The sequence below is a fragment of the uncultured Amnibacterium sp. genome (genome assembly GCF_964250715.1).
Taxonomy (GTDB): Bacteria; Actinomycetota; Actinomycetes; order Actinomycetales; family Microbacteriaceae; genus Amnibacterium.
Map to the genome: position 1 here is coordinate 73033 of NZ_CAXUGX010000003.1, position 23820 is coordinate 96852.

At 71.3% G+C, this 23820-nt stretch carries 20 protein-coding genes; 12 read left to right on the top strand and 8 right to left on the bottom strand.

Annotated elements, in window-relative coordinates; genetic code table 11:
* Nucleotides 1-25: 25 nt before the first annotated feature.
* Nucleotides 26-1378, top strand: a complete 1353-nt coding sequence (locus ACFE7H_RS04470; protein WP_375400017.1) for a sensor histidine kinase — start codon at nucleotides 26-28, stop codon at nucleotides 1376-1378.
* On the top strand, nucleotides 1375-2025 hold the full coding sequence (locus ACFE7H_RS04475; RefSeq protein WP_375400018.1) for a response regulator: 651 nt from the start codon (nucleotides 1375-1377) through the stop codon (nucleotides 2023-2025). The genes ACFE7H_RS04470 and ACFE7H_RS04475 overlap by 4 nt, the downstream gene beginning before the upstream one ends.
* On the opposite strand, the gene ACFE7H_RS04480 is transcribed toward ACFE7H_RS04475, so the two are convergent.
* The 5 genes from ACFE7H_RS04480 to ACFE7H_RS04500 form a co-directional block, all read right to left on the bottom strand.
* Entirely contained in the window at nucleotides 2022-2888 is an 867-nt protein-coding gene (locus tag ACFE7H_RS04480; protein ID WP_375400019.1) for a PhzF family phenazine biosynthesis protein, read from the bottom strand. The two genes, ACFE7H_RS04475 and ACFE7H_RS04480, sit on opposite strands and share 4 nt — an antisense overlap.
* Before the next feature lie 127 nt (nucleotides 2889-3015).
* Complete coding sequence (locus ACFE7H_RS04485) at nucleotides 3016-3462, bottom strand: MarR family winged helix-turn-helix transcriptional regulator (protein WP_375400020.1); 447 nt, start codon at nucleotides 3460-3462, stop codon at nucleotides 3016-3018.
* A gap of 23 nt (nucleotides 3463-3485) precedes the next feature.
* Complete coding sequence (locus tag ACFE7H_RS04490) at nucleotides 3486-5186, bottom strand: MDR family MFS transporter (protein WP_375400021.1); 1701 nt, start codon at nucleotides 5184-5186, stop codon at nucleotides 3486-3488.
* Nucleotides 5187-5269: 83 nt separating this feature from the next.
* On the bottom strand, nucleotides 5270-6604 hold the full coding sequence (locus ACFE7H_RS04495) for a DUF222 domain-containing protein (RefSeq protein WP_375400022.1): 1335 nt from the start codon (nucleotides 6602-6604) through the stop codon (nucleotides 5270-5272).
* A gap of 150 nt (nucleotides 6605-6754) precedes the next feature.
* Nucleotides 6755-7138: a hypothetical protein gene (locus tag ACFE7H_RS04500; protein ID WP_375400023.1), complete on the bottom strand. Its 384-nt coding sequence runs from the start codon at nucleotides 7136-7138 to the stop codon at nucleotides 6755-6757.
* A 284-nt stretch (nucleotides 7139-7422) separates the two neighbouring features.
* On the opposite strand from ACFE7H_RS04500, the gene ACFE7H_RS04505 reads away from it, so the two are divergent.
* The 3 genes from ACFE7H_RS04505 (at nucleotide 7423) to ACFE7H_RS04515 (ending at nucleotide 9474) form a co-directional block, all read left to right on the top strand.
* Nucleotides 7423-8088: a GAF and ANTAR domain-containing protein gene (locus ACFE7H_RS04505; protein WP_375400024.1), complete on the top strand. Its 666-nt coding sequence runs from the start codon at nucleotides 7423-7425 to the stop codon at nucleotides 8086-8088.
* Nucleotides 8089-8148: 60 nt separating this feature from the next.
* On the top strand, nucleotides 8149-8931 hold the full coding sequence (locus tag ACFE7H_RS04510) for an ANTAR domain-containing protein (protein WP_375400025.1): 783 nt from the start codon (nucleotides 8149-8151) through the stop codon (nucleotides 8929-8931).
* 78 nt (nucleotides 8932-9009) lie between these two features.
* Nucleotides 9010-9474 carry a hypothetical protein gene (locus tag ACFE7H_RS04515; protein ID WP_375400026.1) on the top strand — a complete coding sequence of 155 codons (465 nt, stop codon included), beginning with the start codon at nucleotides 9010-9012 and terminating at the stop codon, nucleotides 9472-9474.
* A 164-nt stretch (nucleotides 9475-9638) separates the two neighbouring features.
* Here the strand turns inward: ACFE7H_RS04515 and ACFE7H_RS04520 are convergent, their stop codons facing one another.
* Nucleotides 9639-13544: a multifunctional oxoglutarate decarboxylase/oxoglutarate dehydrogenase thiamine pyrophosphate-binding subunit/dihydrolipoyllysine-residue succinyltransferase subunit gene (locus ACFE7H_RS04520; protein ID WP_375400027.1), complete on the bottom strand. Its 3906-nt coding sequence runs from the start codon at nucleotides 13542-13544 to the stop codon at nucleotides 9639-9641.
* Between the two features lie 95 nt (nucleotides 13545-13639).
* On the opposite strand from ACFE7H_RS04520, the gene ACFE7H_RS04525 reads away from it, so the two are divergent.
* Genes ACFE7H_RS04525 through ACFE7H_RS04535 form a run of 3 tightly spaced genes read left to right on the top strand, consistent with a single transcriptional unit; the run spans nucleotide 13640 to nucleotide 17551 of the window.
* Nucleotides 13640-15088 (top strand): GuaB1 family IMP dehydrogenase-related protein, encoded by a 1449-nt coding sequence (locus ACFE7H_RS04525; RefSeq protein WP_375400028.1) that lies wholly within the window; start codon nucleotides 13640-13642, stop codon nucleotides 15086-15088.
* Between the two features lie 59 nt (nucleotides 15089-15147).
* A complete protein-coding gene (locus ACFE7H_RS04530; RefSeq protein ID WP_375400029.1) occupies nucleotides 15148-16503 on the top strand; it encodes a hemolysin family protein in 1356 nt (451 codons plus the stop codon).
* Nucleotides 16504-16516: 13 nt separating this feature from the next.
* Entirely contained in the window at nucleotides 16517-17551 is a 1035-nt protein-coding gene (locus ACFE7H_RS04535; RefSeq protein WP_375400030.1) for a hemolysin family protein, read from the top strand.
* A 192-nt stretch (nucleotides 17552-17743) separates the two neighbouring features.
* On the opposite strand, the gene ACFE7H_RS04540 is transcribed toward ACFE7H_RS04535, so the two are convergent.
* Nucleotides 17744-18790, bottom strand: a complete 1047-nt coding sequence (locus ACFE7H_RS04540; protein WP_375400162.1) for an NADH:flavin oxidoreductase/NADH oxidase — start codon at nucleotides 18788-18790, stop codon at nucleotides 17744-17746.
* A gap of 20 nt (nucleotides 18791-18810) precedes the next feature.
* Nucleotides 18811-19500 (bottom strand): HAD family hydrolase, encoded by a 690-nt coding sequence (locus ACFE7H_RS04545; RefSeq protein ID WP_375400031.1) that lies wholly within the window; start codon nucleotides 19498-19500, stop codon nucleotides 18811-18813.
* A gap of 221 nt (nucleotides 19501-19721) precedes the next feature.
* Here ACFE7H_RS04545 and ACFE7H_RS04550 point away from each other — a divergent pair, with 221 nt between their 5' ends.
* The 4 genes from ACFE7H_RS04550 to ACFE7H_RS04565 all read left to right on the top strand — a co-directional run bounded on the left by ACFE7H_RS04550 (nucleotide 19722) and on the right by ACFE7H_RS04565 (nucleotide 23807).
* On the top strand, nucleotides 19722-20588 hold the full coding sequence (locus ACFE7H_RS04550) for an NAD(P)H-hydrate dehydratase (RefSeq protein ID WP_375400032.1): 867 nt from the start codon (nucleotides 19722-19724) through the stop codon (nucleotides 20586-20588).
* A 99-nt stretch (nucleotides 20589-20687) separates the two neighbouring features.
* Nucleotides 20688-21224, top strand: a complete 537-nt coding sequence (locus ACFE7H_RS04555) for an FMN-binding protein (protein WP_375400033.1) — start codon at nucleotides 20688-20690, stop codon at nucleotides 21222-21224.
* Complete coding sequence (locus ACFE7H_RS04560) at nucleotides 21221-22189, top strand: FAD:protein FMN transferase (protein ID WP_375400034.1); 969 nt, start codon at nucleotides 21221-21223, stop codon at nucleotides 22187-22189. The genes ACFE7H_RS04555 and ACFE7H_RS04560 overlap by 4 nt, the downstream gene beginning before the upstream one ends.
* Before the next feature lie 70 nt (nucleotides 22190-22259).
* Nucleotides 22260-23807: an FAD-dependent oxidoreductase gene (locus ACFE7H_RS04565; RefSeq protein ID WP_375400035.1), complete on the top strand. Its 1548-nt coding sequence runs from the start codon at nucleotides 22260-22262 to the stop codon at nucleotides 23805-23807.
* Nucleotides 23808-23820: the final 13 nt, after the last annotated feature.

Sequence of the window (23820 nt, forward strand, 5' to 3'; positions counted from 1 at the left end):
GCGGTACGCCAACCTGTGGGCCCGGATGCCGCGGAGTCTCGCGTACCTGGCCCTGACGGCGGTCGCGGGCTGGCTGCTCATCGCGGTGGTCGAACCCGCGCGGTTCAACGGCTTGGTCCGGTCGCTCATCGCTGCCGCGGCACTGGTGGCGGTCGTGACCTGGGTCGCCCGCCCGGTCGCAGCGTTCGAGCTGCGCCGGCTGCGGTGGGCCCGCACCCCGCCGATCGCCGCTCCGACTCGTCGTCGGCGCGAGCGAGGTCGGGGCCTGCTGGCGGCGCTCGGTGACGGCGTCGCAGATGCGCACAACTGGCTCGCCGCGCTGTATCTCGTGCTGGCCCCGCTGCTCGCGGCGGCCACCTCGACGCTCTGGGCCGGTTGGCTGGTCGTCACGGTCGCGCTCGTCGGTCTGCCGGCATGGGGCCAGTTCGTGCCGGTGTCGACGACGGGCCGGCCCATGCTGGCGCCGAACCTATCCGGCGACCGGCTTCGGGTGGACGGCCGGCCGCTCACGGAGATCGTCTCCTGGCTGTTCGTCGGGCGTGCGGACACCGCGGGTGTCGTGTGGTTCGTGGCCGGCTGCACCGCGATCGGGTTGCTGCTGCTCGCGCTGCTGCCGTTCGTGACGCGGGGTGCCGTGCTGGCGCACTGGGGTCTGGCCCGCCTGCTGCTGGCGCGGTTCCGGTCCGACGACCTGCGCGAGACCGTCGCCCGGGTGGGTGCTGCGCAGCGTGCGGCGGTCGCCGCCGAGGACCGCGCCCTGCGGCGCCTGGAGCGGGACATCCACGACGGGGCGCAGCAGCGGCTGCTGCGGCTGCAGATGGAGCTCGCCGCAGCGGAACGACGCCTCGACGACGACCCGGTCGTCGCACGCGAGGCGATCGAGGTCGGCAGGCGGCTGGCCGCCGAGACGCTCGACGAGCTGCGCGCCCTCGCCCAGGGCTTCGCCCCGCCGCTGCTGCAGGACCGCGGACTGGCGGCCGCGCTCGAGGCGCTCGGCCGGCGCGGGCCGTTGCCGATCGAGACCCGCGTGGCATTCGACGGTCAGTTCCCCGGCGCTGTGCTCTCCGACGCCGTGCAGCGCAGCGTGTACTTCGTCGCCGCGGAGCTGACCAGCAATGCGATCAAGTACGCCGACGCCCGGCGGATCGTGCTTGAAGCGGTGATCGAGTCCGGCGCCGAGCCATCGTCCGGATCTAGCGCCGAGGGCCGGCGGCTGCGACTGGAGGTGTCGGACGACGGCCGCGGTGGAGCGCAGGTGACGACCGGTCACGGGCTCGCCGGAGCGATCGAGCGGCTCGCCGGCCTGGGCGGCACCCTTACCGTCGTGAGCCCGACGGGCGGGCCGACCAGGATCACGGCGATCGTCCCGCTGCCGTGAGCGGCTCGGCGAGCGTGGTCCTGGTCGAGGACTCGACCCTGCTGCGCGAGGGCCTCGTCCGGCTGCTTGCGGAGGACGGCGTCCGTGTGCTCGCCGCACTGCCGGACGCCACGACGCTGGACGAGCAGGTCGAGCGACTCCGCCCCGACCTGGTCCTGCTCGACATCCGGCTGCCGCCCACGCATCGGGACGAAGGGGTGCGCGCGGCGATCGGGCTGCGCCGCTCCCACCCGTCGGTCGGCGTGCTGCTGCTCAGCCAGTACGTCGAGTCCACCTACGCGACCGAGCTGCTCGCGACCGGCACGAGCGGGGTCGGCTACCTGCTGAAGGACCGCGTCACCGACCTGGCGCAACTGCACGACGCGGTCGAGACGATCGCCGCCGGCGGCACCGTGCTCGACCCGCTCCTGGTCGAGCACCTGCTTCGTGCGAGGACCGCTCCGCTCGCGCGGCTCACGCCGCGGGAACGCGAGGTGCTGCAATTGATGGCCGAGGGCCGCAGCAACACCGCGATCGCCGCCCGACTGGTCGTCACGCCCGGCGCCGTGGAGAAGCACGTCACCAGCATCCTGACCAAGCTGGACCTGGAGGCGTCTCCGGACGCGCACCGTCGCGTGCTGGCCGTGCTGCGCTTCCTGGACGTCTAGCTCGCTCCGGCAGCGAGGTGGCGGGCGGAGCCGGACACCGTGATTCCGCCGTGCGGTGGAACAGCCACCTCGAGTCGGCACGGGATGCCGACGTGATGTCCCTGACGGATGACGATGCGGGCGGGCGGCTCGACCAGGTCGAGCGCGCGCAGGTAGCCGCCGACTGCAGCCGCCGCCGACCCGGTGGCCGGGTCTTCGTTCATCGTCCCCACCGGGAACAGGTTGCGCGCTTCGAGCGTGAGCGCGTCGAGCGGGAACAGGATCGTGACCGTGGCCGCCCATCCCTGCTCGACCATCAGTCGCCGGAGGACGGTCGGGTCGAAGCCGATCGTGTCGAAGCGGTCTCGCTCCCGAAGGGCGAGCACGGGATGCACGTTGCCGGCGTCTGCGAGACGAGGTGGGAAGGAGTCGGACAGGTCGTCGAGCTGCAGCGCGAGGATCTGCAGGAGTCGGCGCAGCACGTCGGGGTCGATCGCCGTGATGCGCGGCTCGGGACTCGTGAACTCGGCCACGATCCCGCCTGCGGTCGACCGTGTGGTGGTCGCGACGACGCCGGCGGGTGTGTGGAAATCGAGGTGTCCCGTGCCCTGCCGTTCCGCGAGGACGACCGCGGTCGCGATCGTGGCGTGTCCGCAGAACGGCACTTCGGCGACCGGTGAGAAGTAGCGCACGTGCAGTGCGCCGGCGACTCCGGCGACGGGGCCGACCACGAATGCGGTCTCGGCGTATCCCAGGTCCGTCGCGATCGCCTGCAGGTCGCCGTCCGTCAGACGCGACGCATCCAGCACGACGCCTGCAGGATTGCCGCCGCATCGGCCGTCGGGGAACGCGGCCATCCGTACCAGGGTGCTGTTGTCGGTCACGGCACCCGATTCTTCACCGGGCTCGGTACTCGAACATCGTCACGCGACCGCGGCTACGAAGAAGCGGCCCCTCCGTGTCGCCGAAGGATGAGTGCCGTCGCGGCGCCGGGCGACGGGACCGCCGCGGTCAGCGCTCCCGCAGCCACTCCGGGTCGGCGAAGCGGTCGAGCAGCACTGCGAAGCGGTCGAGGTCGTCCGGGTCCCACGAGGCGAGCCGGGTGTGCAGCGCCGATTGACGGATCGCCCAGCCGGCCTCGGCCCGCTGTACGGCGTCGGGGGTGGCGGAGATCCAGATCGCGCGTGCATCGGTCTCGTCCCGTTCGGCCTGCACCAGGCCCTGTTCCCGCAGCTCCTTCAGGTGCCGGCTGACCGCCCCCTTGTCCATCCCCAGTCGCGTCGCGAGCACGTGCGGCTGCATGCGACCCTCGCGAAGCACCTCGCGGAAGAGGGGTAGTGCGGCGGGCTGCAGCCCGGGGTGCAGCTGCTCCGCCGCCTCCCGGGCGCTGCGGCGCACCGCGGCGCCCAGACGATCGAACGACTCGTTGATGGAACGGATCGCGTCGTCGGTCGTCACGGCGCCCACCGTAGCCGCGCCGGTCATCGACGGTCGGCGACGGATTCGCGCGAGTGGTCGCGGTCGTCTGCGGCGCCCTCGGTGGTGCTGCCGATCTCGTTCGCGCCGAGCTCGAGCACCCGCTCCGCCTGGAGCGCGACGCCCTGATGCGTCTCCGACTCGCTCAACTGCTGCACGGCCGTCTTCGTGCCGAGCGGCTTGTTGGGCAGCAGCGCGATGAAGAGCAGAGTGACCAGGGTCAGCGGAGCCGCGAGCAGGAAGACCTCCGCGACACCCTGGCCGTAGGCGTGCTCCACGATCGTGCGGATCGGCCCCGGGAGCGAGGAGACGACCGGGATGGTCCCGCCGGAGAGCCGGCTGCCGGCAGCCGCGGCGGCCGCGGGATCCAGCGTGGTCAGCCCGTCCGTGACCAGGCTCGTGACGCGCGAGCCGAGGAATGCCCCGAGCGCCGAGACGCCGATCGTGCCGCCCAGGCTGCGGAAGAACGCGATGCTGGCGCTGCCCGCGCCCAACTGGGTTGGCTGCAGCGAGTTCTGCGTCACGAGCACCAGGTTCTGCATCGTCATGCCGAGCCCGAGGCCGAGCAGGAACATGAAGACGGCGAGCATCCAGTACGGGGTGTCCGCGCTGATCGTGCCGAGCAGGCTGACGCCGAGGACGAGCAGCACGGCTCCGGTCACCATGTAGCGCTTCCAGATGCCGGTGCGGCTGATGATGCCGCCCACGATCGTGCTGGCACCGAACAGCCCGACGATCATCGGCAGGGTCAGCAGGCCGGCCTCGGTGGGCGTGTGCCCCTTCGCGAGCTGCAGGTACTGGCTGAGGTACACCGCCACACCGAACATCGCGACGCCGACGGACAGGCTCGCCAGGACGGCGAATAGGTAGGTGCGGTTGGTGAACAGCGAGAGCGGGATGATCGGCTCCTTCACCCGCAGCTCCGTGATCACGGCCGCGACGAGCAGCGCGATCGCGCCGCCGAGCATCATCCAGCTGGTGGAGGAGTTCCACTCGAACTGGGAGCCGCCGAGCGAGACCCAGATCAGCAGCAGGCTGACTCCGCCGGCGATCAGTACGGCGCCGAGGTAGTCGATCGAGACGGCGCGCTTGGCGCGCTTCGGCAGGTGCAGGGTGCGCTGGATCAGCACGAGCGCGACGATCGCGAACGGCAGGGCGACGTAGAAGTTCCAGCGCCAGCCGAGGCTGTCCGTGATCAGACCGCCGATCAGCGGGCCCCCGATCGTAGCCACGGCCATCACGGCTCCGATGAGTCCCATATACCTGCCTCGCTCGCGCGGGCTGACGATGTCGGCCATCACGACCTGCACGAGTGCCGTCAGACCGCCGGCGCCGAGGCCCTGCAGCACGCGGAAGCCGATCAGCGTGTTGGTGTCCTGCGAGAACCCGGCGAGTGCCGACCCGATCACGAAGATCACGAGCGCGAGCTGCACGAGCATCTTGCGGTTGACGAGGTCGGCGAGCTTGCCCCAGATCGGCGTGCTGACGGTCGTGGCGAGCAGCGTGGAGGTGACCACCCACGTGTACGCGGTCTGGTTGCCGCCCAGGTCGGAGATGATGCGCGGGAGCGACGTGGACACGACGGTGCCCGCGAGGATCGCGACGAACATCCCCATGATCAGGCCGGAGAGCGCCTCCAGCACTTCACGATGCCGTCGTCGGTCCTCGATGTCGACGGCGGATGGGGACACGGATGTTCTGCTCACGCGGGCTCCTGAATATTGTTGCGGTAGGTCAACTATACGAATGTTATTGACTGAGCGCAACTACCGACGGCCGCGTCGATCGGTCAGAAAGGTGGCTCTTCGGGGAGTGCGACGGGTGTCCGTGTTTTCATGGTGAGTCCTGGTTGGACGAGTCGGTTGCCGCCCCATTTGTCGTGCCAGCGGATGGTCCCGTCGGGGAGGGTCTGGACGTCGAAGTACCCCTCGTCTTTCATCTGGTGACTCTTCCGGCAGAGGACTTGCAGGTTGTCGTGCCTCGTCCGTCCGTCGTGTTCGACGCGGATCACGTGGTCGATGTCCGCCCGGTGGGCGGGCAACCCGCAGTCGTCGCCGGTGCAGGTGGGGCTGCGGAGGTGCAGGAGTTTCTTCAACCCGGCCGGGATGTATCGGTCGTGGGAGTCGATTCCGAGGATGCTGTCGTCGATGGGGTCGACTTCGACGCGGGTCCAACTCTTCGTGTGTCCGATGATCTGTCGTGCGGTTTCCGCGTCGATCGCTCCCATCCCCGCCAGTTCCGCGGGTGTGTTGTTGGCACCGGTTGCCGTGTCGGCGGGGACGACGACGAGGACGGTGGCGTGCACTGCCTTCCGGTGCGGTGCCTTCAACGACCCGATCCGTTCCATCGGGTAGGCGGGATCGCCCATCTCGGCTGCGGGGACGGCGAGCCCGTGCAGGACCACATCGGTAGCCACGTCGGCCATCAACTGGCCGAGGGTGCGGTGTTCCCCGTCCCGGCCGTGCAGGTCGATGGCGGCTTGCCGGATCCCGTCGTACATCGCCGCGACATCGATCGCAGTGGAGTGCACCTCGAGGATGGCCATCCCGTCGCTGTCGGGCCTGGCGCTGACCCACCGTCGGGTCGCTGCATGTTCGTGTCGTTCGATCGCCCCATCCGGGTCGAGTCGGTCCCGCAGGAGCCCGAGTCGCTTCTCGACGGTGGTCGCCTTGACGGTCTGGACGAGGTCCGCAGCTTTCGCGTCGAACTCGGGCAGCGCGCCCGCCTTCAGTCCGATGGTCTGGCGGGCGGCGGCCCGCACGGCTTCCTCGGAGGTGAGCCCGTCGATGAACACCGCCCACGTGGTGGGGAGCTTCTCCCGCGCGGTCCGGCCGTCATCGATCCGATGTTCCACTGCATGCCGGGAGACCCGAAGGACGTTCGCCTGGTGGAGGCAGAACGCCCGCACGGCCGCATCGTCCGGTCGCAGTGCTCGCCCGGTCTCGGCTTGCTCCTCCAGCAGCATGGCGTCGAACCCGGCCAGCATCACCTGCAAGCGCATCGCCTCGGCCGTGTTCACAACCCGATCCGCCTGCTCCAACGCCGACGTGAACAGAGCCTCACGCACATCCAGAGCCGGCGTTGGCCCGCCCGGCCCGTCGTCTGCCGAAGTCGAAGAGCTCATATTCGACAGACTACCACGCAGAGGAACATTAGTGTAGAAAGTGTGTACTAGTTGAGGACAGGCTCGACACACGGATCGTCCACCTGCGTATGAGTTCGCCCGGGAAATAGGACTGACGGCCTGATCGGCGCGGCGCGCGGTCTGTGCGAGTCAGCGGACGAGCGTGAGCGCGAATCCGCAGAGCGCGATCGTTCCCGCTCCGACCGATCCGATCGACAGCACCACCGTCCTGGAGGGACTCCAGCCCGTCCCGGCGTTCTCGACCGTCTCGTCGGCGGCGGTGTCGGCCGTCTCGAGGGTGGCGGCGGTCTCGACGCTGGACAGCGGCGCCGGTTGCACGAGCGGGATCGGCCAGGCCACCGCATCCTGGGCGGCGATCAGCGTCCTGTAGCCGGGATGCGTGGAACCTGCGGCGTCGGTGAAGGTGTAGCGGCGTCCGCGTTCGATCATGCCGGCATAGAGGTCGTCGGCCCGACCGACCCAGAGGCCGTGCGAGATCTCCCGCCAGTCGATGTGCGGCGACGTGGTCGACACGGCCGAAGAGAGTTCGAGTGTCACGGCAGGCCCCTTTTCACCCGGCACGAATACAACCGCGCCAGGGACTGGGGCAACGCGACCAGGGTAGAGCGGGTTCAGCGAACGGTCAACGATCAAATGCCTCTCGAACAACACGCGCCCGGAGTGAGGCGGGGGAGGGACCTTGTGTGCTGCTGCCCATCCTGAGCGGCGCCCGAGCGTGGTCGGGGTGGTTAGGGTGAGGGCGTTGCTCCAGTCCTCGGCAGCGGTCCCCATGCTGTGCGGAGGAGTGCCTGACGGTGGTGAGCGGGCGTGATGCGGGTGCGGCACTCTGTGCGCCGTTCCTCGACCACCTGCCCGTGACCGGGCTGTCGGTCTCGGTGGTGAGCGACTCCGGGTCCCAGTCGACCGTCGGTACCAGCGATCTGATCGCCGCTCGGCTCGACGAGCTGCAGTTCGAGTTGGGCGAGGGGCCGACTTCCGACGTGCTGCTGCTGGGACGCCCCGTTCTCACTCCGGATCTGGCGGACGATCGCGTGCGCCGGGACTGGCCCGTCTTCGGCGTCGCAGCCCTGGGTACCGGCGCCCGCGCGCTGTTCTCGTTCCCGATGCTGAATGGGGTGTTCACTGTCGGCGTGGTCAGTCTCTACAGCGTGCTGCCACGGCCGCCCTGGTCGGACGCCGAGGTGCGAACGGCGACAGGCCTCGTCCGGGCCACTACCGGGCCCGCGGTCCAGCTGGCCACCCGGTCGGCGACCGACGAGGCACGACCGACGGAGCGACTGCCCGCCGAGATGCGTCGGGAGGTGCATCAGGCCAGCGGCATGCTGATGGTGCAACTGGATTGCAGCATCGCCGAGGCGACGTCGCGGCTTCGCGCGTACGCCTTCTCGCGGGATCGGCCGATCGATATGGTGGCGCGCGACGTGGTCACCGGGATGCTCGACTTTCGGATGGTCGATGACTGACGCGAGCGACCGGCGCGGGTATGGCCGTGCCGGCGCAGGTTCGGGTGCGAAGGGCGTGCAATGACCGAGCTCACGCGCGAGGCGAAGCTCTCCAATGCGTTCGTCATGCTCGCCGACACCCTGGTCGCTGACTTCGATCTGCTCGACCTGCTGCAGACCCTGGTCGAAACCTGCACCGACCTGCTCGACGCGGTGGCGGGAGGTCTGCTGCTGCGGAGCGCCATGGGTGAGCTGCAGGTGCTGGCCTCCACCACCGAGGACGCGGAGTTCGTCGAGGTGGTGCAGCTGGGGGCGGCCGCGGGGCCCTGCTGGGAGTGCGCGGCGACCGGTGAACCGCTGACGATCGGCGACATCGAGGCGACCGGCGACCGGTGGCCCGCCTTTCGTGAAGCGGCGCTGCAGCGCGGGTACCGTGCCGTGCACGCCACTCCGTTGCGCCTGCGCAGTCAGGTGGTCGGCACCATGAACCTGTTCAACACGAGCGTCGGCGCGCTGAACGATCAGGACATCGCCGCCGCCCAGGCGCTCTCCGACGTCGCCACGATCGGCATCCTTTCGTCCCGCGCGGCACAGGAGCGCAACCTGATCACCGCGCAACTGCAGCAGGCGCTCGATAGCCGCGTCGTCATCGAGCAGGCCAAAGGCGTGATCGCCCAGGCCACCGGGCTCTCCATGGACGACTCCTTCACCTCCTTGCGCTCCTTCGCGCGCAACAACAACCTCAGCCTTCGCAGCGTGGCCACCGCACTCATCGACCGTCGACTCGACGTCGCTCGGATGCACAAAGCACGGCCTGCCGGCCAGCTGTCGCAGCCGGACTCCGACATTCCGCGCGCACCCTGACCGGGTAGTCTGACCGCAGCCCCGGACCCGGCATCTGCGCTCACCGCATCGCGGTGGGCCGCGACCGAGGGGTGCCCGATGTCCGTGTTGCGTGACCGTCGATCACGGGCACGCGACGGCGCCCGGGCGGCGACGGCCGCGCAGCGATCGGCGCTCGGGCGGGTGCGGCTGCGCGGTCGAGGCGCCGCTCAGGTGATCGGCTGCCTGGCCGGTCTCGGACTGCTGCAGTTCGCGGTGAGGGTGCTCGCCCCACCGCTCGAGGCCGGTCCGGCCTTCATCACGGCGATGGTCGGCAACCTGCTGCTCGCGGCGGCCGTCGCAGCGACGATCTGCACGGTGCTCCGGCGCGTGCTGCCGGTCGTCCTACGGGATGCCTCGGCGGCGCTCACGACCATCGCGGTGCTGTACCTCGCGGTCGTCGCGTCCTTCCTGGGGCTGAACGTCGTCGGAGCCGCAGCGCTCTGGCAGGACGGACTGGTGACCGTCGTCCTGGTCGGCGTTCTCGCGCTCACGGGCGCGTCCGTGCGGTCCGCTCGCGCGTAGCAACCCGTCTCCGCCTGAGTGGCCGAGGACGTCGCAGGTTCAGCTCGTGACGCCACGCCGACCGCTGAGCGCTGCTATCGGCTTCTGCCCCGGTTCGGGTCATCTGCCCATCCGCGCGCACGGGCAGGTGACCCGAACCCGCGCACGGCGGTTCGAGCGAAATATCAGCGGGCGAAGACCCGCTGCACCAGGCCGGCCTGCTCGGCGGCGTGGCGCTTGGCCGAGCCCGCGGCGGGGGAGGCGGAGGCGGCGCGGGAGATGATCCGCACCGTCCGGTCGATCGAGGGCGCCAGTTCCAACTGCACGAACGGCGCAGCACCCTGGTTGGCGGGCTCGTCCTGCGCCCAGACCAACTCGGCGTTCGGGTACCGGTCAAGCACCGCACGAACCTGAGTGTCGGGCAGCGGGTAGTACTGCTCCAGGCTGACGAGCGCGGTGGTCGTGTCCTGCCGCTTCTCCGCCTCCGCGAGCAGGTCGTAGTGGATCTTGCCGGAGTGCAGCACCACCCGCGTGACGGAATTCGGGTCGGTCAGCCGCGGATCGTCGACGACCGGCTCGAACCGCGCGTCGGTGAACGCCGCGATGTCGCTGACCGCACCGCGCAGCCGCAGCATCGACTTGGGCGTGAACACGATCAGCGGCTTGCGCGGCCGGGCGGTCGCCTGCCGGCGCAGCAGGTGGAAGTAGGACGCCGGCGTGGAGGGCTGCGCGACGGTCATGTTGTTCTGCGCACACAGCTGCAGGTACCGCTCGATGCGCGCGGAGGAGTGATCCGGTCCCTGCCCCTCGTAGCCGTGGGGGAGCAGCAGCACGACGGAGGAGCGCTGGCCCCACTTCTGCTCGGAGGAGGTGATCAGCTCGTCGATGACGACCTGGGCGCCGTTGGCGAAGTCGCCGAACTGCGCCTCCCACAGCACGAGCGCGTCGGGCCGCTCCACCGAGTAGCCGTACTCGAACGCCATCGCCGCATACTCCGACAGCAGCGAGTCGTAGATCCAGAACTTGCCCTGATCCTCCGACAGGTGCGCCAGCGGCAGCCACTCCTGACCGTTGACCCGGTCGTGCAGCACCGCGTGACGCTGCGTGAAGGTGCCGCGGCCGCTGTCCTGGCCCGCGAGGCGAACCGGCGTGCCGTCGATCAGCAGGGTGCCGATCGCGAGCAACTCGCCGAAGGCCCAGTCGACGCCGCCGGAGCGGGTCATCTCGAGCCGCTTGTTCAGCACGCTCTGCAGCTTGGGGTGCACCGTGAAGCCGTCCGGGACGGTGCCGAACGCGTCGCCGATGCGCTCCAGCACGCCGGCCTCGACGGCGGTGGCCGGGTCGTTGTGCGGTTCGGCTCCCCGCTGCGAGTCCGGCAGCTCCAGGCTGGCGACCGAGTCGGCGTCCGCATCCGGCACGGGGTTGATTTCGGGCGCGGCCTGCTGGGCTGCGTGCGTCTCGGCGAAGGCCGCCTCGAGCCGGCCCTGGAAGTCGCGGTGGGCCTGGTCGTACTCCTCCTGCGTGATGTCGCCGCGGCCGACCAGCGCCTCGGTGTACAGCTTGCGCACGCTGCGCTTCGCCTCGATCAGGGAGTACATGAGCGGCTGCGTCATCGAGGGGTCGTCGCCCTCGTTGTGCCCGCGGCGGCGGTAGCAGACGAGGTCGATGACCACGTCGCGGTGGAACTCCTGCCGATACGCGAAGGCCAGCTCGGCGACCCGGGCGACGGCCTCGGGGTCGTCGCCGTTCACGTGGAAGATGGGCGCCTGGATCGACTTGGCGACGTCGGTTGAGTAGACGGAGGTGCGGGAGTCGCCGGGCGGGGTGGTGAAGCCCACCTGGTTGTTCACGACCAGGTGGATGGTGCCGCCGGTGCGGTAGCCGCGCAGCTGCGACAGCTGCAGCGTCTCGGCCACGACGCCCTGACCGGCCATCGCCGCGTCGCCGTGGATCAGGATCGGCAGGACGCGGAACGTCGCGACCGGGTCGCGGTCCTGCTTGGCCCGCACGATGCCCTCCAGCACCCCGTTCACGGTCTCCAGGTGCGACGGGTTGGCCGCCAGGGTGACCGGGATCGACGTGCCGTCCGCCGACTGGTAGGTGCCCTGCGTGCCCAGGTGGTACTTCACGTCACCCGAGCCCTGCACGGTCTTCGGGTCCTGAGTGCCCTCGAACTCGCGGAAGATCTGGCCGTAGGTCTTGCCGCAGATGTTCGTGAGCACGTTCAGCCGGCCGCGGTGGGCCATGCCGATCGCGGCCTCGTCCAGGGCGTCGGCGTCGGTCGCGGACCGCAGGATGGTGTCGAGCAGCGAGATCAGCGACTCGCTGCCCTCCAGGCTGAACCGTTTCTGCCCCACGTACTTGGTCTGCAGGAACGTCTCGAACGCCTCGGCCTGGTTCAGCTTGCCCAGGATGCGCATCTGCTCGTCGTGAGTGGGCTTGGCGTACCGCAGTTCCAGCTTCTGCTGGAACCATGCCCGCTGCGCCGGGTCCTGGATGTGCATGTACTCCAGGCCGATGGTGCGGCAGTAGGAGTCGCGCAGCACGCCGAGCACGTCGCGCAGCTTCATGGAGCGGCGGCCGGCGAACCCGCCCACGGCGAAGGTGCGGTCCAGGTCCCAGAAGGTGAGGCCGTGGGTGCGCACGTCGAGGTCGGGGTGGGTGCGCTGCCGGTACTCCAGCGGGTCCACATCCGCCATCAGGTGCCCGCGGACCCGGTAGCTGTTGATCAGCTCCTGTACCCGGCCGGGCTTGGCGACGTCGCTGGATGGATCGATCGCGATATCGCCGGCCCACTGCACCGGCTCGTACGGGATGCGCAGGTCGGCGAAGACCTCTTCGTAGAAGCGGTGCTCGCCGGTCAGCAGCTCGTGCACGATCTTCAGGAACTCGCCGGAGCCGGCGCCCTGAATGACCCGGTGGTCGTAGGTGGAGGTGAGCGTGATGGTCTTGCCGATGCCGAAGTCGACCAGGGTGGACTCGGCCGCACCCTGGAACTGGGCCGGATACTCCAGCGCGCCGGCGCCGATGATCGCGCCCTGCCCGCCCATCAGCCGCGGCACGGAGTGCTCGGTGCCGATGCCGCCCGGGTTCGTCAGCGACAGCGTGGTGCCGGCGAAGTCCTCCGCGGTCAGCTTGTTGCCGCGGGCCTTGCGCACCAGCTCGTCGTATGCGGCCACGAAGTCGCCGAAGTGCATGGTCTCGGCGTGCTTGATGGAGGGGACCAGCAGCGCTCGGGTGCCGTCGGGCTTGGGGATGTCGATGGCGAGGCCCAGGTTGATGTGGCCCGGCTGCACGAGCGACGCCTTGCCGTCGACCTCGGCGTAGTGCACGTTCTGGCTGGGGAACTCCAGCAGCGCCTTGACCAGGGCCCAGCCGATCAGGTGGGTGAAGCTGACCTTGCCGCCGCGCGCCCGGCGCAGGTGGTTGTTGATGACGATGCGATTGTCGATCATCAGCTTGGCGGGGATGGTGCGCACGCTCGTGGCCGTCGGGATGGCCAGCGAGGCGTCCATGTTCGTCGCGAGCGTCTTGGCCATACCGCGCAGCGGCGCGACCACGTCCTCGTTCGCCACCAGGGCGCGGCGGTCGCTGGCCTGCGCGTCGGCCGGGATGGGAGTCGCTTTCGGACCCGTGGCGACGCGGGTGGCGGCGGGAGCGGCTGGCGCCATCTGCGCGGGCTTCGGGGCGGGGGCGGCAGCCTCCGGGGCCGCGTTCGGTGCCGGGGCGGCGGCGGGCTTCGGGGCCGGAGCAGCAGGAGTCGCAGCCGAAGCAGCGGGTGCCGGAGCAGCAGGTGCCGGGGCCGGAGCAGCGGGTGCCGGAGCAGCGGGTGCCGCAGCCGGAGCAGCGGGTGCCGGAGCAGCAGGAGCAGTCGCGGTCGGGGCTGCCGGGGCGGCGGCAGATGCGGGTGCGACGGGGTCGAGCACGCCGTCGGTCTCGACCGGGTGATAGCTCTCCAGTACCGGCCACCAGGACTTGTCGACCGAGTCCTTGTCGTGGCAGAACTGCTCGTAGAGCTCGTCCACCAGCCATTCGTTGGCGCCGAACTCGCTGGACGCGCTCTCTTCGGTTCCGGTGATCTGGCTCGACACGGCTCGTCTGCCCACTTCCGTTATGTATGCATTCGAATGTCTCAAGGGTACTCCCGGCGTACGGGGTGCTCGGGGCCGCCGGTACCGTCGTGCGCATGCGATTCCTCGGGTCCTTGCCCGCGCACGACCTGACCTATTCGGACGTGTTCCTGGTGCCCGGCCGCTCCGATCTGGGCAGTCGGCTGGGCGTGTCGCTGGCGCCGCAGGACGGGACGGGTGCGTCGCTGCCGGTGGTGTCGGCGAACATGAACTCGGTCACGGGGCCGCGACTGGCTGCGACCCTCGCCAGGCGGGGCGGGCTGGGCGTGCTGCCACAGGATCTGACCCCGGCGGCGCTGGCGGAGGCGGTCGCGTGGGTCAAGGCGCAGCCGGTGACCTGGGAGTCGCCGTTCGTGCTGGATCCCGCCGCGACCGTGGCGGACGCCCTGCTGCAACTGCCGCCGGCAGCGGGGTACGGGGTGGTGCTGGTCGACGGCGACGGCGTGTTCCGCGGGGCGATCGAGGCGTCGCGGCTGCGCGGCGCGCTGCCGCATGCGCGGCTCGGCGACCTGGTGCACGGACCCGGTCCGGTGCTGGATGCGTCCCTGCACTCCGCTGATCACGGGCCGCGCACCGTGTTCGACGCGCTCGTGGCGGCGAAGGCGCAGTTCGCGCCCGTGCTCGCCGACGGGCGAGTGGTGGGTACCGCCAGCCGGCGCGGTGCGGTGCGCCAAGGGGTCTACTCGCCGGCGCTCGATGCGAACGGCCGCCTGCGGGTTGCGGCCGCGATCGGGATCACCGGCGACCCGGCCGCGCGGGCGCAGGAGCTGGTGCGCCTCGGCGTCGACGTGCTGGTGCTCGACACGGCGCACGGTCACCAGGCGGGCATGCTCGCCGCGATCCGGGCGGTGGCCGCGCTCGGCACCGGCCGGCCGATCGTCGCAGGGAACGTGGTCACGCCCGAGGCGGTGCGCGACCTGGTGGGCGCCGGCGCCGACATCGTGAAGGTGGGCGTGGGGCCCGGCGCGATGTGCACCACCCGCATGATGACAGCGGTGGGCCGGCCGCAGTTCTCCGCGGTGCTGGAGACGGCGCAGGCCGCGCGGGAGCTGGGCGCGTCGGTGTGGGCGGACGGCGGGGTGCGCTGGCCGCGCGACGTGGCGCTGGCGCTGGCCGCCGGCGCGCAGTCGGTGATGATCGGGTCGTGGTTCGCCGGCACCATCGAGGCGCCCGGCACGCTGGAGTCCGACTCCAGCGGTGCGCTGTTCAAGCAGAGCTGGGGGATGGCGTCCACGAAGGCGGTGCAGGAGCGGTTCGGCGGCCTCGATCCGTACGAGCTGGCGCGCAAGACCCTGTTCGCCGAGGGGATCTCCTCCTCCCGCATCCTGCTCGACCCGCTGCGGCCGGGCGTCGAGGACCTGCTCGACATGATCACGACCGGCCTGCGCTCCTCCCTGACCTACGCGGGGGCCGCCGACCTGGCGGCGTTCCACGACCGGGCGGCCGTCGGCGTGCAGTCGGCCGCCGGATATGAGGAAGGCAAGCCGCTGCCGGTCGGCTGGTGAAGGGCCGGTAGGCTGGCCGGTGTCATGGACCTGCCGCATGCGAACGGCTCCAGCGCCCTATGACCGAACTGTGGTTCCTGCTGCTCGGCCTGGTGCTGACGATCGGCACCGGATTCTTCGTCGCGGCCGAGTTCTCGCTGGTCAACCTGGACCGCTCCGACCTGGAGTCCCGAGCCGGGCGCGGCGAGAAGGGCCTCGAGACCACCATCGGGGCGCTCAAGGTGACCTCGACGCACCTCTCCAGCGCTCAGCTCGGCATCACGCTGACCACGCTGCTGACCGGCTTCACGTTCGAGCCCGCGCTCGGGCATCTGACGGAGGGGCCGCTCAGCGCCCTGGGCGTGAGTGAGGGAGCCCGCACGGCGGTCAGCACGGTGCTCGGCGTGCTGGTCGCGACGGTGCTCAGCATGGTCGTCGGCGAGCTGCTGCCGAAGAACCTCGCGCTCGCCCTGCCACTCCGCGTCGCCCGGGTGGTCGTGCCGTTCCAGGTGGGCTTCACCGCGGTGTTCCGGCCGTTCGTCGCCCTGCTGAACGGCGCGGCGAACGTGGTGCTGCGGGCGCTCGGCGTCGAGCCGAAGGAGGAGCTCTCCGGCGCCCGAAGTGCCCAGGAGCTGTCGTCGCTCGTGCGGCGGAGCGCGATGGAGGGGGTGCTCGACTCCGATACGGCGACCCTGCTGACGCGCTCGCTCAACTTCTCCCGGCACACCGCCGCCGATGTGATGACCCCGCGCCTGCGCATCGCCGCGGTCCCGCGGGGAGCGACGGCCGACGCGGTGCTGGAGTTGGCGCGCCGCACCGGGTTCTCGCGCTTCCCCGTCACCGACGACGGTGTGGACGACGTGGTCGGGGTGGTACACGTCAAGCAGGCGATGGCGGTCCCGCGGGATCGCCGGGCGCACGTGCCGGTCGGGGCGATCGAGGGCGCGGCGCTGCGCGTGCCCGAGACGATGAAGCTCGACCTGCTGCTCGGGGAATTGCGCGGCCGTGGGTACCAGATGGCGATCGTGCTGGACGAGTACGGCGGCACCGCCGGCGTCGCCACGCTGGAGGACCTGGTGGAGGAGCTGGTCGGCGACCTGGTCGACGAGCACGACCGCACCCGCGCCGGCGTGGTGCGCGGACGCGACTTCCTGACCTTCCCCGGCATCCTGCGCCCCGACGAGTTGACCGATCAGGCCGGCGTCACCGTGCCCGAGGACGGGCTCTACGAGACGACTGCCGGCTACATGGTCAGCGTGCTGGGCCGGCTGCCCGCGATCGGCGACACCGTGCAGATCGACCAGGGGGTGCTGGAGGTGCTGCGCCTGGACGGCCGGCGCATCGACCGCATCCGCTTCACTCCCACCGCACCTGCCCCTGACGTGCCGGCCCAGGTGCCGGTGCCGGGTCCGATCTCGGGCGGGATCGGCTCATGAACAGGCTCCGCTCATGAGCATCGGGCTCGGCCTCGGCGCCCTGGTCGTGCTGATCGCAGTCAACGCGTTCTTCGTCGCGGCGGAGTTCGCCGTCATCTCCGCGCGTCGCTCGCAGGTGGAGCCGCTCGCCGACGCCGGCCGCCGCGGCGCGCGCACCGCGATCCGGGCGATGGAGCATGCGACGCTGATGCTCTCGACAACGCAGCTGGGCATCACCATCGCCTCCCTGCTGATCCTGGAGGTGTCCGAGCCCGCGATCCACGACCTGCTTCAGGGCCCGCTGCACCTGACCGGGCTGCCGGAGGTGGGGGTCGAGGCGGTGTCCTTCGTGGTCGCGCTGCTGATCGTCACGTTCCTGCACGTGGTGCTCGGCGAGCTGGTGCCGAAGAACATCGCGTTCTCCGCCCCTGACAAATCCGTGCTGCTGCTCGCGCCTCCGCTCGTCTTCATCGCCCGGGTGTTCCGGCCGATCATCGCGTCGTTGAACGGGATCACCAACGCCCTGGTACGCCTGGTGGGTGTGCAGCCGAAGAGCGAGGCGAACAGCACCTTCACCCTGGACGAGGTGGCGACGATCGTGAACACGTCCCGACGCGAGGGCACCCTGCGCGACGAATCCGGCACCCTCTCCGCCGCGTTCGAATTCACGGAGAAGAAGGTGGCCGACGTCTCGATCCCGCTCTCGAAGATCGTGTCGCTCGGTCAGCACGCATCGCCGGCCGACCTGGAGCGGGCAGTCAGCCAGTCGGGGTTCTCGCGGTACGTGCTGCAGAACGACGCGGGCGAGCCGACCGGCTACCTGCACCTGAAGGACGTGCTGGACCTGGACGAGGACGAGGTGGACCGCCCCGTGCCGGCCAAGTTCGTGCGGCAGCTGATCTCCCTCTACGCCGGCACCGAGCTGGAGGACGCGCTCGCCACCCTGCGGCGCAGCGGCAACCACCTGGCTCGCGTCTTCGACGAGCAGGGCGGCACCCGGGGCATCCTGTTCCTGGAGGACGTCATCGAGGAACTCGTCGGCGAGGTGCAGGACGCCACCCGCCGCTGACCGCCCGGTCCCATCAACGGCGCTGACCCGGCCGCCGCTGACCCGGGGAGCACAGCACGTCAGCAGGACAGGGTCCCGTGAGCAGGTCCCTGGTCGACCAGCAGCCTGCTGTCGGGACCTGGTCCTGCTGTCGGAACGGGGTGGCGGGGTGGCGGGGCGGAGGGGGTGGTGAGGCGGAGGGGAGCGCGGCGGCTAGACCGCCGCGCGCTCGTACTGCGCGGGCCAGGTGATGGTGCCGCCCAGTTCGGCGGCGGCGTTCAGGGCGAAGTGCGGGTCGCGCAGAGCCGCACGCGCGATCATCACCGCGTCGGCCTGGCCGGAGGCGACCACCTGCTCGGCCTGCTCGGCTGTGGTGATCAGGCCCACCGCCGTGACCGGCACCCCGGCGACACGCCGCACCTCCGCCGCCAGCGGCACCTGGTAGAGCGGTCCGACCGGGATGGCCGCCGGTGCGTTGCCGCCCGAGGAGACGTCCATGACGTCGGCGCCCGCCTCCGCCGCCCAGCGTGACACGGTGCTCGTTTCCGCGACGGTCCAGCCGTCGTCCAGCCAGTCGGTCGCCGAGAACCGAACCAGCAGCGGCACGTCGTCGCCGATCGCGGCGCGCACGGCGCGCACGACGTCGAGCAGCAGCCGGGCCCGGTTCGGCAGCGAGCCGCCGTACTCGTCGCTGCGCACGTTGCTGACCGGGGACAGGAACTCGTGCAGCAGGTAGCCGTGCGCGGCGTGCAGCTCGACGGCGTCGAAGCCGGCCGCGATCGACCGGCGGGCGGCCGACGCGAAGTCGTCGGTGATCTTCGCCAGCCCCGCCGGGTCGAGCGCCAGCGGCACGTCGTAGTGGGGGAAGGCGACCGCGCTCGGCCCCACCGCCCGCCATCCACCGGCCGAGGCCGGGATGGTGCCGCGCTCGGCAGCCCATGGGCGATAGGTGGAGGCTTTGCGGCCGGCGTGCGCGAGTTGGACGGCGATCGGGGTGCCGACGCCGTGGGCGAAGTCGGTGATGCGCCGCCACGCCGCCACTTGGTTGTCGTTCCAGATGCCGGTGTCCTGCGGCGAGATGCGTCCCTCCGGGGACACCGCCGTCGCCTCCGTCAGCAGTAGACCCGGCCTGCCCTGCGCCAGCGCACCCAGGTGCACCAGATGCCAGTCGGTGGGGGCGCCGTCCTCGCGCTCCACCGAGTACTGGCACATCGGGGCGACCCACAGGCGGTTCTGCACCGTCAGCTCGCGGATGCGCATGGACTGGAAGAGGGCGGAGGTCACTGCTGTCCTTCTGGCCGGTGGTCGGCGTCGCAGGTGGTGGGTGGGATCTCGTTCCGCCCGCGGGTCGCGTCGGCTCCGAGGGTGTCGAGGTAGGAGCGCAGGGCGGCGGCGTGGGTGAAGACGTGCCCGCTCATGCCGACCGATTCGGCCCCGCGGATGTTCGCCTCCCGATTGTCGATGAACGCGATCCGCTCCGGCGGCATTCCGAGTTCGTCGGCCACCGAGACGTAGATCGCCGGGTCGGGCTTCAGCAGCCCCATCTCTCCGGAGACGAAGACCTGCTCGAAGTACCGGGACAGGGGCGAGAACCGGAACAGGCCGCCGTACTCCGCGGCGGCGTTCGACAGCAGCGCCATGCGGGTGCCGCCCGCGCGCAGGTCGCCGATGATCCGCACGACTTCGGCGTTCGCGCTGACCCAGCTGCGGACGTCCAGCGACCACAGGCGCTGCAGCCGCGGCTCGTCCCAGTCGGACCCGCACGCCCGCCCGATCCGCGCCCAGTACTCGTGGGAGGAGATCAGGCCGTGATCGAGCGCGTTCCGCTCGGCGTGGTAGGCGCGCCAGAACGGCTCGGCCTCGGCCCGCGACTCCGCTACCAGCGCCTCTGTGTCGGCGGCGGACTGCGGTTCGGAGATCACGTCCCCGTAGTCGAACAGGACCAGGCGGCCGGGGATCGCGATCTGCACCCTGGCGACGGTAGCGGCGCCCACTGATTCCCTGACGACTCCGGAGTTCCCTCCCCAACAAGGGAGTCCCCTCCCAACTACGGAGCCGAAGCCCTTACTACGGAGGAATCGCGGTCGAACTCGGCGTGTCGCCCCAGATCTCCGTACTTGTGCAGGATCTCCGTAGTCGGGGTGGTGGCGGGAGCGGCGCGTGCTCCGGGTGCCGCCGTACGCTGCCGAGCATGGCTGAGGAGGACCGCGAGGGCGGGCGCGAGGGCGGGCAGGAGCGGTTCGGGGCCGAGCAGACGCGGCGGTGGATCGGCGTTCCGCAGGCCGGCGACGACAAGTACTCGCGGGGCGTGCTGGGGATCGTGACCGGCTCCGACCTGTTTCCGGGCGCCGCGGTGCTGGGAGTGGAGGGCGCGGCGCGCACCGGCACCGGGATGGTCCGGTACCTGGGTCCGCAGCGCGCGGCCGACTTCGTGCTGCAGCGGCGGCCGGAGGTGGTCACGGCGGATGGCCGCGTGCAGGCGTGGCTGATCGGCTCGGGGATGCCGACCGACCGCGACGAGGCGCTTACGACCCGCCTGCAGGACTACCTGGGCCAGGGGCTGCCCACGGTGCTCGACGCCGGAGCGCTCGATCTGGCCGGCGACGCCACCGGCCCCGTTCTGCTGACACCGCACTACGGCGAGTTGGCCGCCCTGCTCGATCGGCACGACGTGCAGGTCGACAAGGCGACCATCGCCCGCGAGCCCGCGCGCTGGGCGGCGCGCGCCGCCCGGACGGTGGGAGCGACCGTGCTGCTGAAAGGCTCCACCACGTTCGTCGCCGACCCGGCCGGCCTGCGGCACACGGTCACCGCCGGGCCGCCCTGGGTGGCGACCGCCGGCGCGGGCGACGTGCTGGGCGGCGTGCTCGGCGCACTGCTCGCGACGCACGAGCAGCAGTTGCAGGCCGACCCCGGCGTGCTCGCCGACCTGGCCGCCGCCGGAGCGTGGCTGCACGGCGAGGCTGGACGCGCCGCCAGCCTCGGGGCTCCGATCGCCGCGCTCGACATCGCCGAAGCGATCCCCGAGGTGCTCCGCAGCCTGCTCGGCGCGTCATGAGGCTGCGGGACCCCTCATCCGGGCCCCTCGGACGATTCATCGGCGCTTCATACCCGCAGGCGCGCACTCCCTCGGTCGCCGGCCCGTAGCGTTCGTGCAATGACCCGCGTCGCCCCCTCCGTCCCGTTCGCCGCCCGCCTCACCGCCGGCGCCGTCGGCCTGGCCGCAGTCGGGCTGCTCAGCGGCTGCGCCGCGCAGGCCACCGCGCCCGCCGCCTCGGCCCCGGCCGCGCAGCCCGCGGGCGATGCATCCTCCTCCGCCGCATCGTCCTCGGCGTCGTCTTCGTCCTCCTCCGCGGCATCCTCGAGCGGAGCCTCCTCGAGCGGGGCTTCCTCGAGCGGATACACGGACGGCACGTTCACCCAGACCGCCCCGTACCAGACCCCCGGCGGGCAGGAGACGGTCACCGTGACGGCGACGCTGAAATCCGGAACGGTCACCGCGGTGAAGGTCACCGGCAGCGAATCGACCCCGAACGCCAAGCACTACGTGGAGGCGTTCGCGGGCGGAGTGGGTGGGCAGGTCGTCGGCAAGAAGATCGCCGACTTGAAGGTCGGTGCTATCGCCGGCTCGTCCCTGACGCCGAAGGGGTTCAACGCGGCCGTCGCCAAGATCGCTGCGGCCGCGAAGGCATGACCGACGCGCTGCTGGACGCGCCGGCGGTCGCGCCCCCGCTGAACCACTACCGCTTCGAGGCGATCGGCACCGCGTGGTCGATCGGCACCGCGAAGCCGGTGGCGCGGGCGGAGCGGGCCGAAGTCGCCCGCGTCGTCGCCGACTACGACGCGATCTGGTCGCGGTTCCGCAGCGACTCCGCCGTCAGCCGGCTGTCGGGCGGCGGCAGCGCGGATCTCGGGCCGACCGCCGGTCCGCTGCTCGGCCTGCTGCTGCGCCTGGCCCAGGTGACCGGAGGGGCGGTCAGCCCGCTGCTCGGGCGCCCGCTGGAACACCTCGGCTACGACGGCGCCTACCGACTCACGCCGCGGCCCGGCTTCCGCGCGCCGCCGGCTGCGGAGGTGCTGCGGATCGACGGCGACCGGGTCACGCTGACGGCCCCGGCGCTCATCGATGTGGGATCCGCCGGCAAGGGCCAGCTGGTCGACCTGGTCGTCGCCGTGCTGGTGGCAGCCGGGCACGAGTCGGTGCTGGTCGATGCGGGCGGGGACCTGCGCGTCGTCGGCGCCCCGGTGCGGGTGGCGCTGGAGCATCCGTACGATCCGAGCATGGCGATCGGCGTGATGGAGTTGCGCGACGGAGCGCTCTGCGCTTCCGCCGTCACCCGCCGGTCCTGGGACGCGCCCGACGGTCGAGGTCGGCTGCACCATGTGCTCGACGGGCGCACCGGCGCCCCCGTCACCGAAGTGGCCGCCGCCTGGGCCGCCGCGCCGACCGCACTCGTGGCCGACGCCCTTGCGACCGCGCTCTTCTTCCTCGACACGGATTCGGTGCTGGACGATGCGCTGCTCGGCGGTTCGCTCGGCGGTCTGCTCGGCGCCTCCGTCGACGGCCCGTCGCAGCACGCCGCCACCGGAGCGGTGCGGATGCTGACCGATGGCCGGGCGACCGCCTCCGGCGACCTGGGCGGAGCGCTCTTCGAATGAGCACCGTTCCGATGAGCGCCGTGCCGATGAGCCCTGTTCGGACGGGCGCCGTTCGGCTGGGCGCTGTCCGATGAGCGCGGTCGCGCGCCTGGACCGGGCCCTCGGCCGGTTGCCGATGTACCGCCTGGTGCTGCTCAGCCTCGCCGCGCTCGCCGTGCTCGCGATCGTCGGCTCGCTGACCCACCTGATCGGGCAGACGCCCGCCGCGCTGCTCGCCACCCTGGTCGTCGCGGTCGGTGTGAGCTGGCTGGCCAGCAAGCTCTTCGGCGCGCTGGCCCGGACCCCTGCCCACTCCTCCTCCGCGCTGATCACCGGTCTGCTGCTGTTCTTCATCGTGTTCCCGACGACCGCGGCCGGCGACCTGCTGGCCGTCGCCGCGGCGGCTCTGGTCGCGGGAGCCTCCAAATACCTGCTGGTGCTCGGCGGCCGGCACGTGCTGAACCCAGCGGCGACGGGCATGTTCGTGGTCGGAGTCACGGGGCTCGGGGCGAGCGCGTGGTGGGTGGCGACCCTGTTCCTGCTGCCGTTCGTGGCCGTGTTCGCGCTGCTCATCCTGGTCCGCCTCCGCATGGTCGGCCCCGGCCTGCTGTTCGTCGCCGTCGCGACCGTGCTGGAGGTCGTCGGCCAGGTCGCGTTCGGCGCCGCGCCGAACGACGCCCTGGCGACCGCGCTCGTCAGCACACCGTTGGTCTTCGCGGTAGGCTTCATGCTGACGGAGCCGTTCACCCTGCCGGTGCGCACCTGGCAGCGCGTGGTCGAGATGGCCGTGGTCGCCGTCGTCATCGCCCTGCCCTACTTGGCGCCTTTCCGGCTCGGCACCTTCGGGCCCAGCCCGGAGCTCGCGATCCTCGTCGGCAACGTGCTCTCCCTGCTGCTGGCCCGGCCGCTGGCCGCGCGGCTGCGGTTCGCCGGCCGACGCCCGCTCACCGCCACCAGCACCGAGTTCGCCTTCACGCCCGAGCGGCCCCTCGCCCACACAGCCGGCCAGTACCTGGAACTGCAACTGCCGCACGCCGGAGCCGACCGGCGGGGCATCCGGCGCACCCTGACGATCGTCTCCGCCCCCGGCGACCCCTCCGGCGAAGTGAAGGTGGCGCTGCGCACGCGGGAGCCGCTCAGCTCGTTCAAGCAGGCGCTCGACGCCCTGCCCCTCGGCAGCCCGCTGCGCGCCACCACGGTCGGCGGCGCGTTCACGCTACCGAAGGACCGCAGCATCCCGCTGCTGCTCGTCGCGAGCGGTATCGGCATCACCCCGTTCGTCAGCCAGCTGCAGGCCGAGGCGGCGCTCGTCGCCGGGGGCGCCCCGCCGCGGGACGTGCTGCTGGTGGATCGGCTGCCCTCGCCCGACGAGCTGCCGTACGCGGATGTACTGACCGCCAGCGGCGCCCGGGTGCTGCTCGTGACACCGCAGGCGCACACCCTGGCCGACGTGGGGCTGCCGGACCACTGGCACCTGGCCGAGCGCTTCGACGCCGAGACGCTGCGCGGCGTGCTCTCCGAACCGGCCCGGCGGATCGCCTACATCGCCGGCTCGCCCGGCTTCGTCGCCCGCGCCCGACGCGTGCTGAAGGCCTGCGGCGTCCGTCGCATTCGAGTCGACGCGTTCTCCGGCTACTGACCGGAAGGCGGGG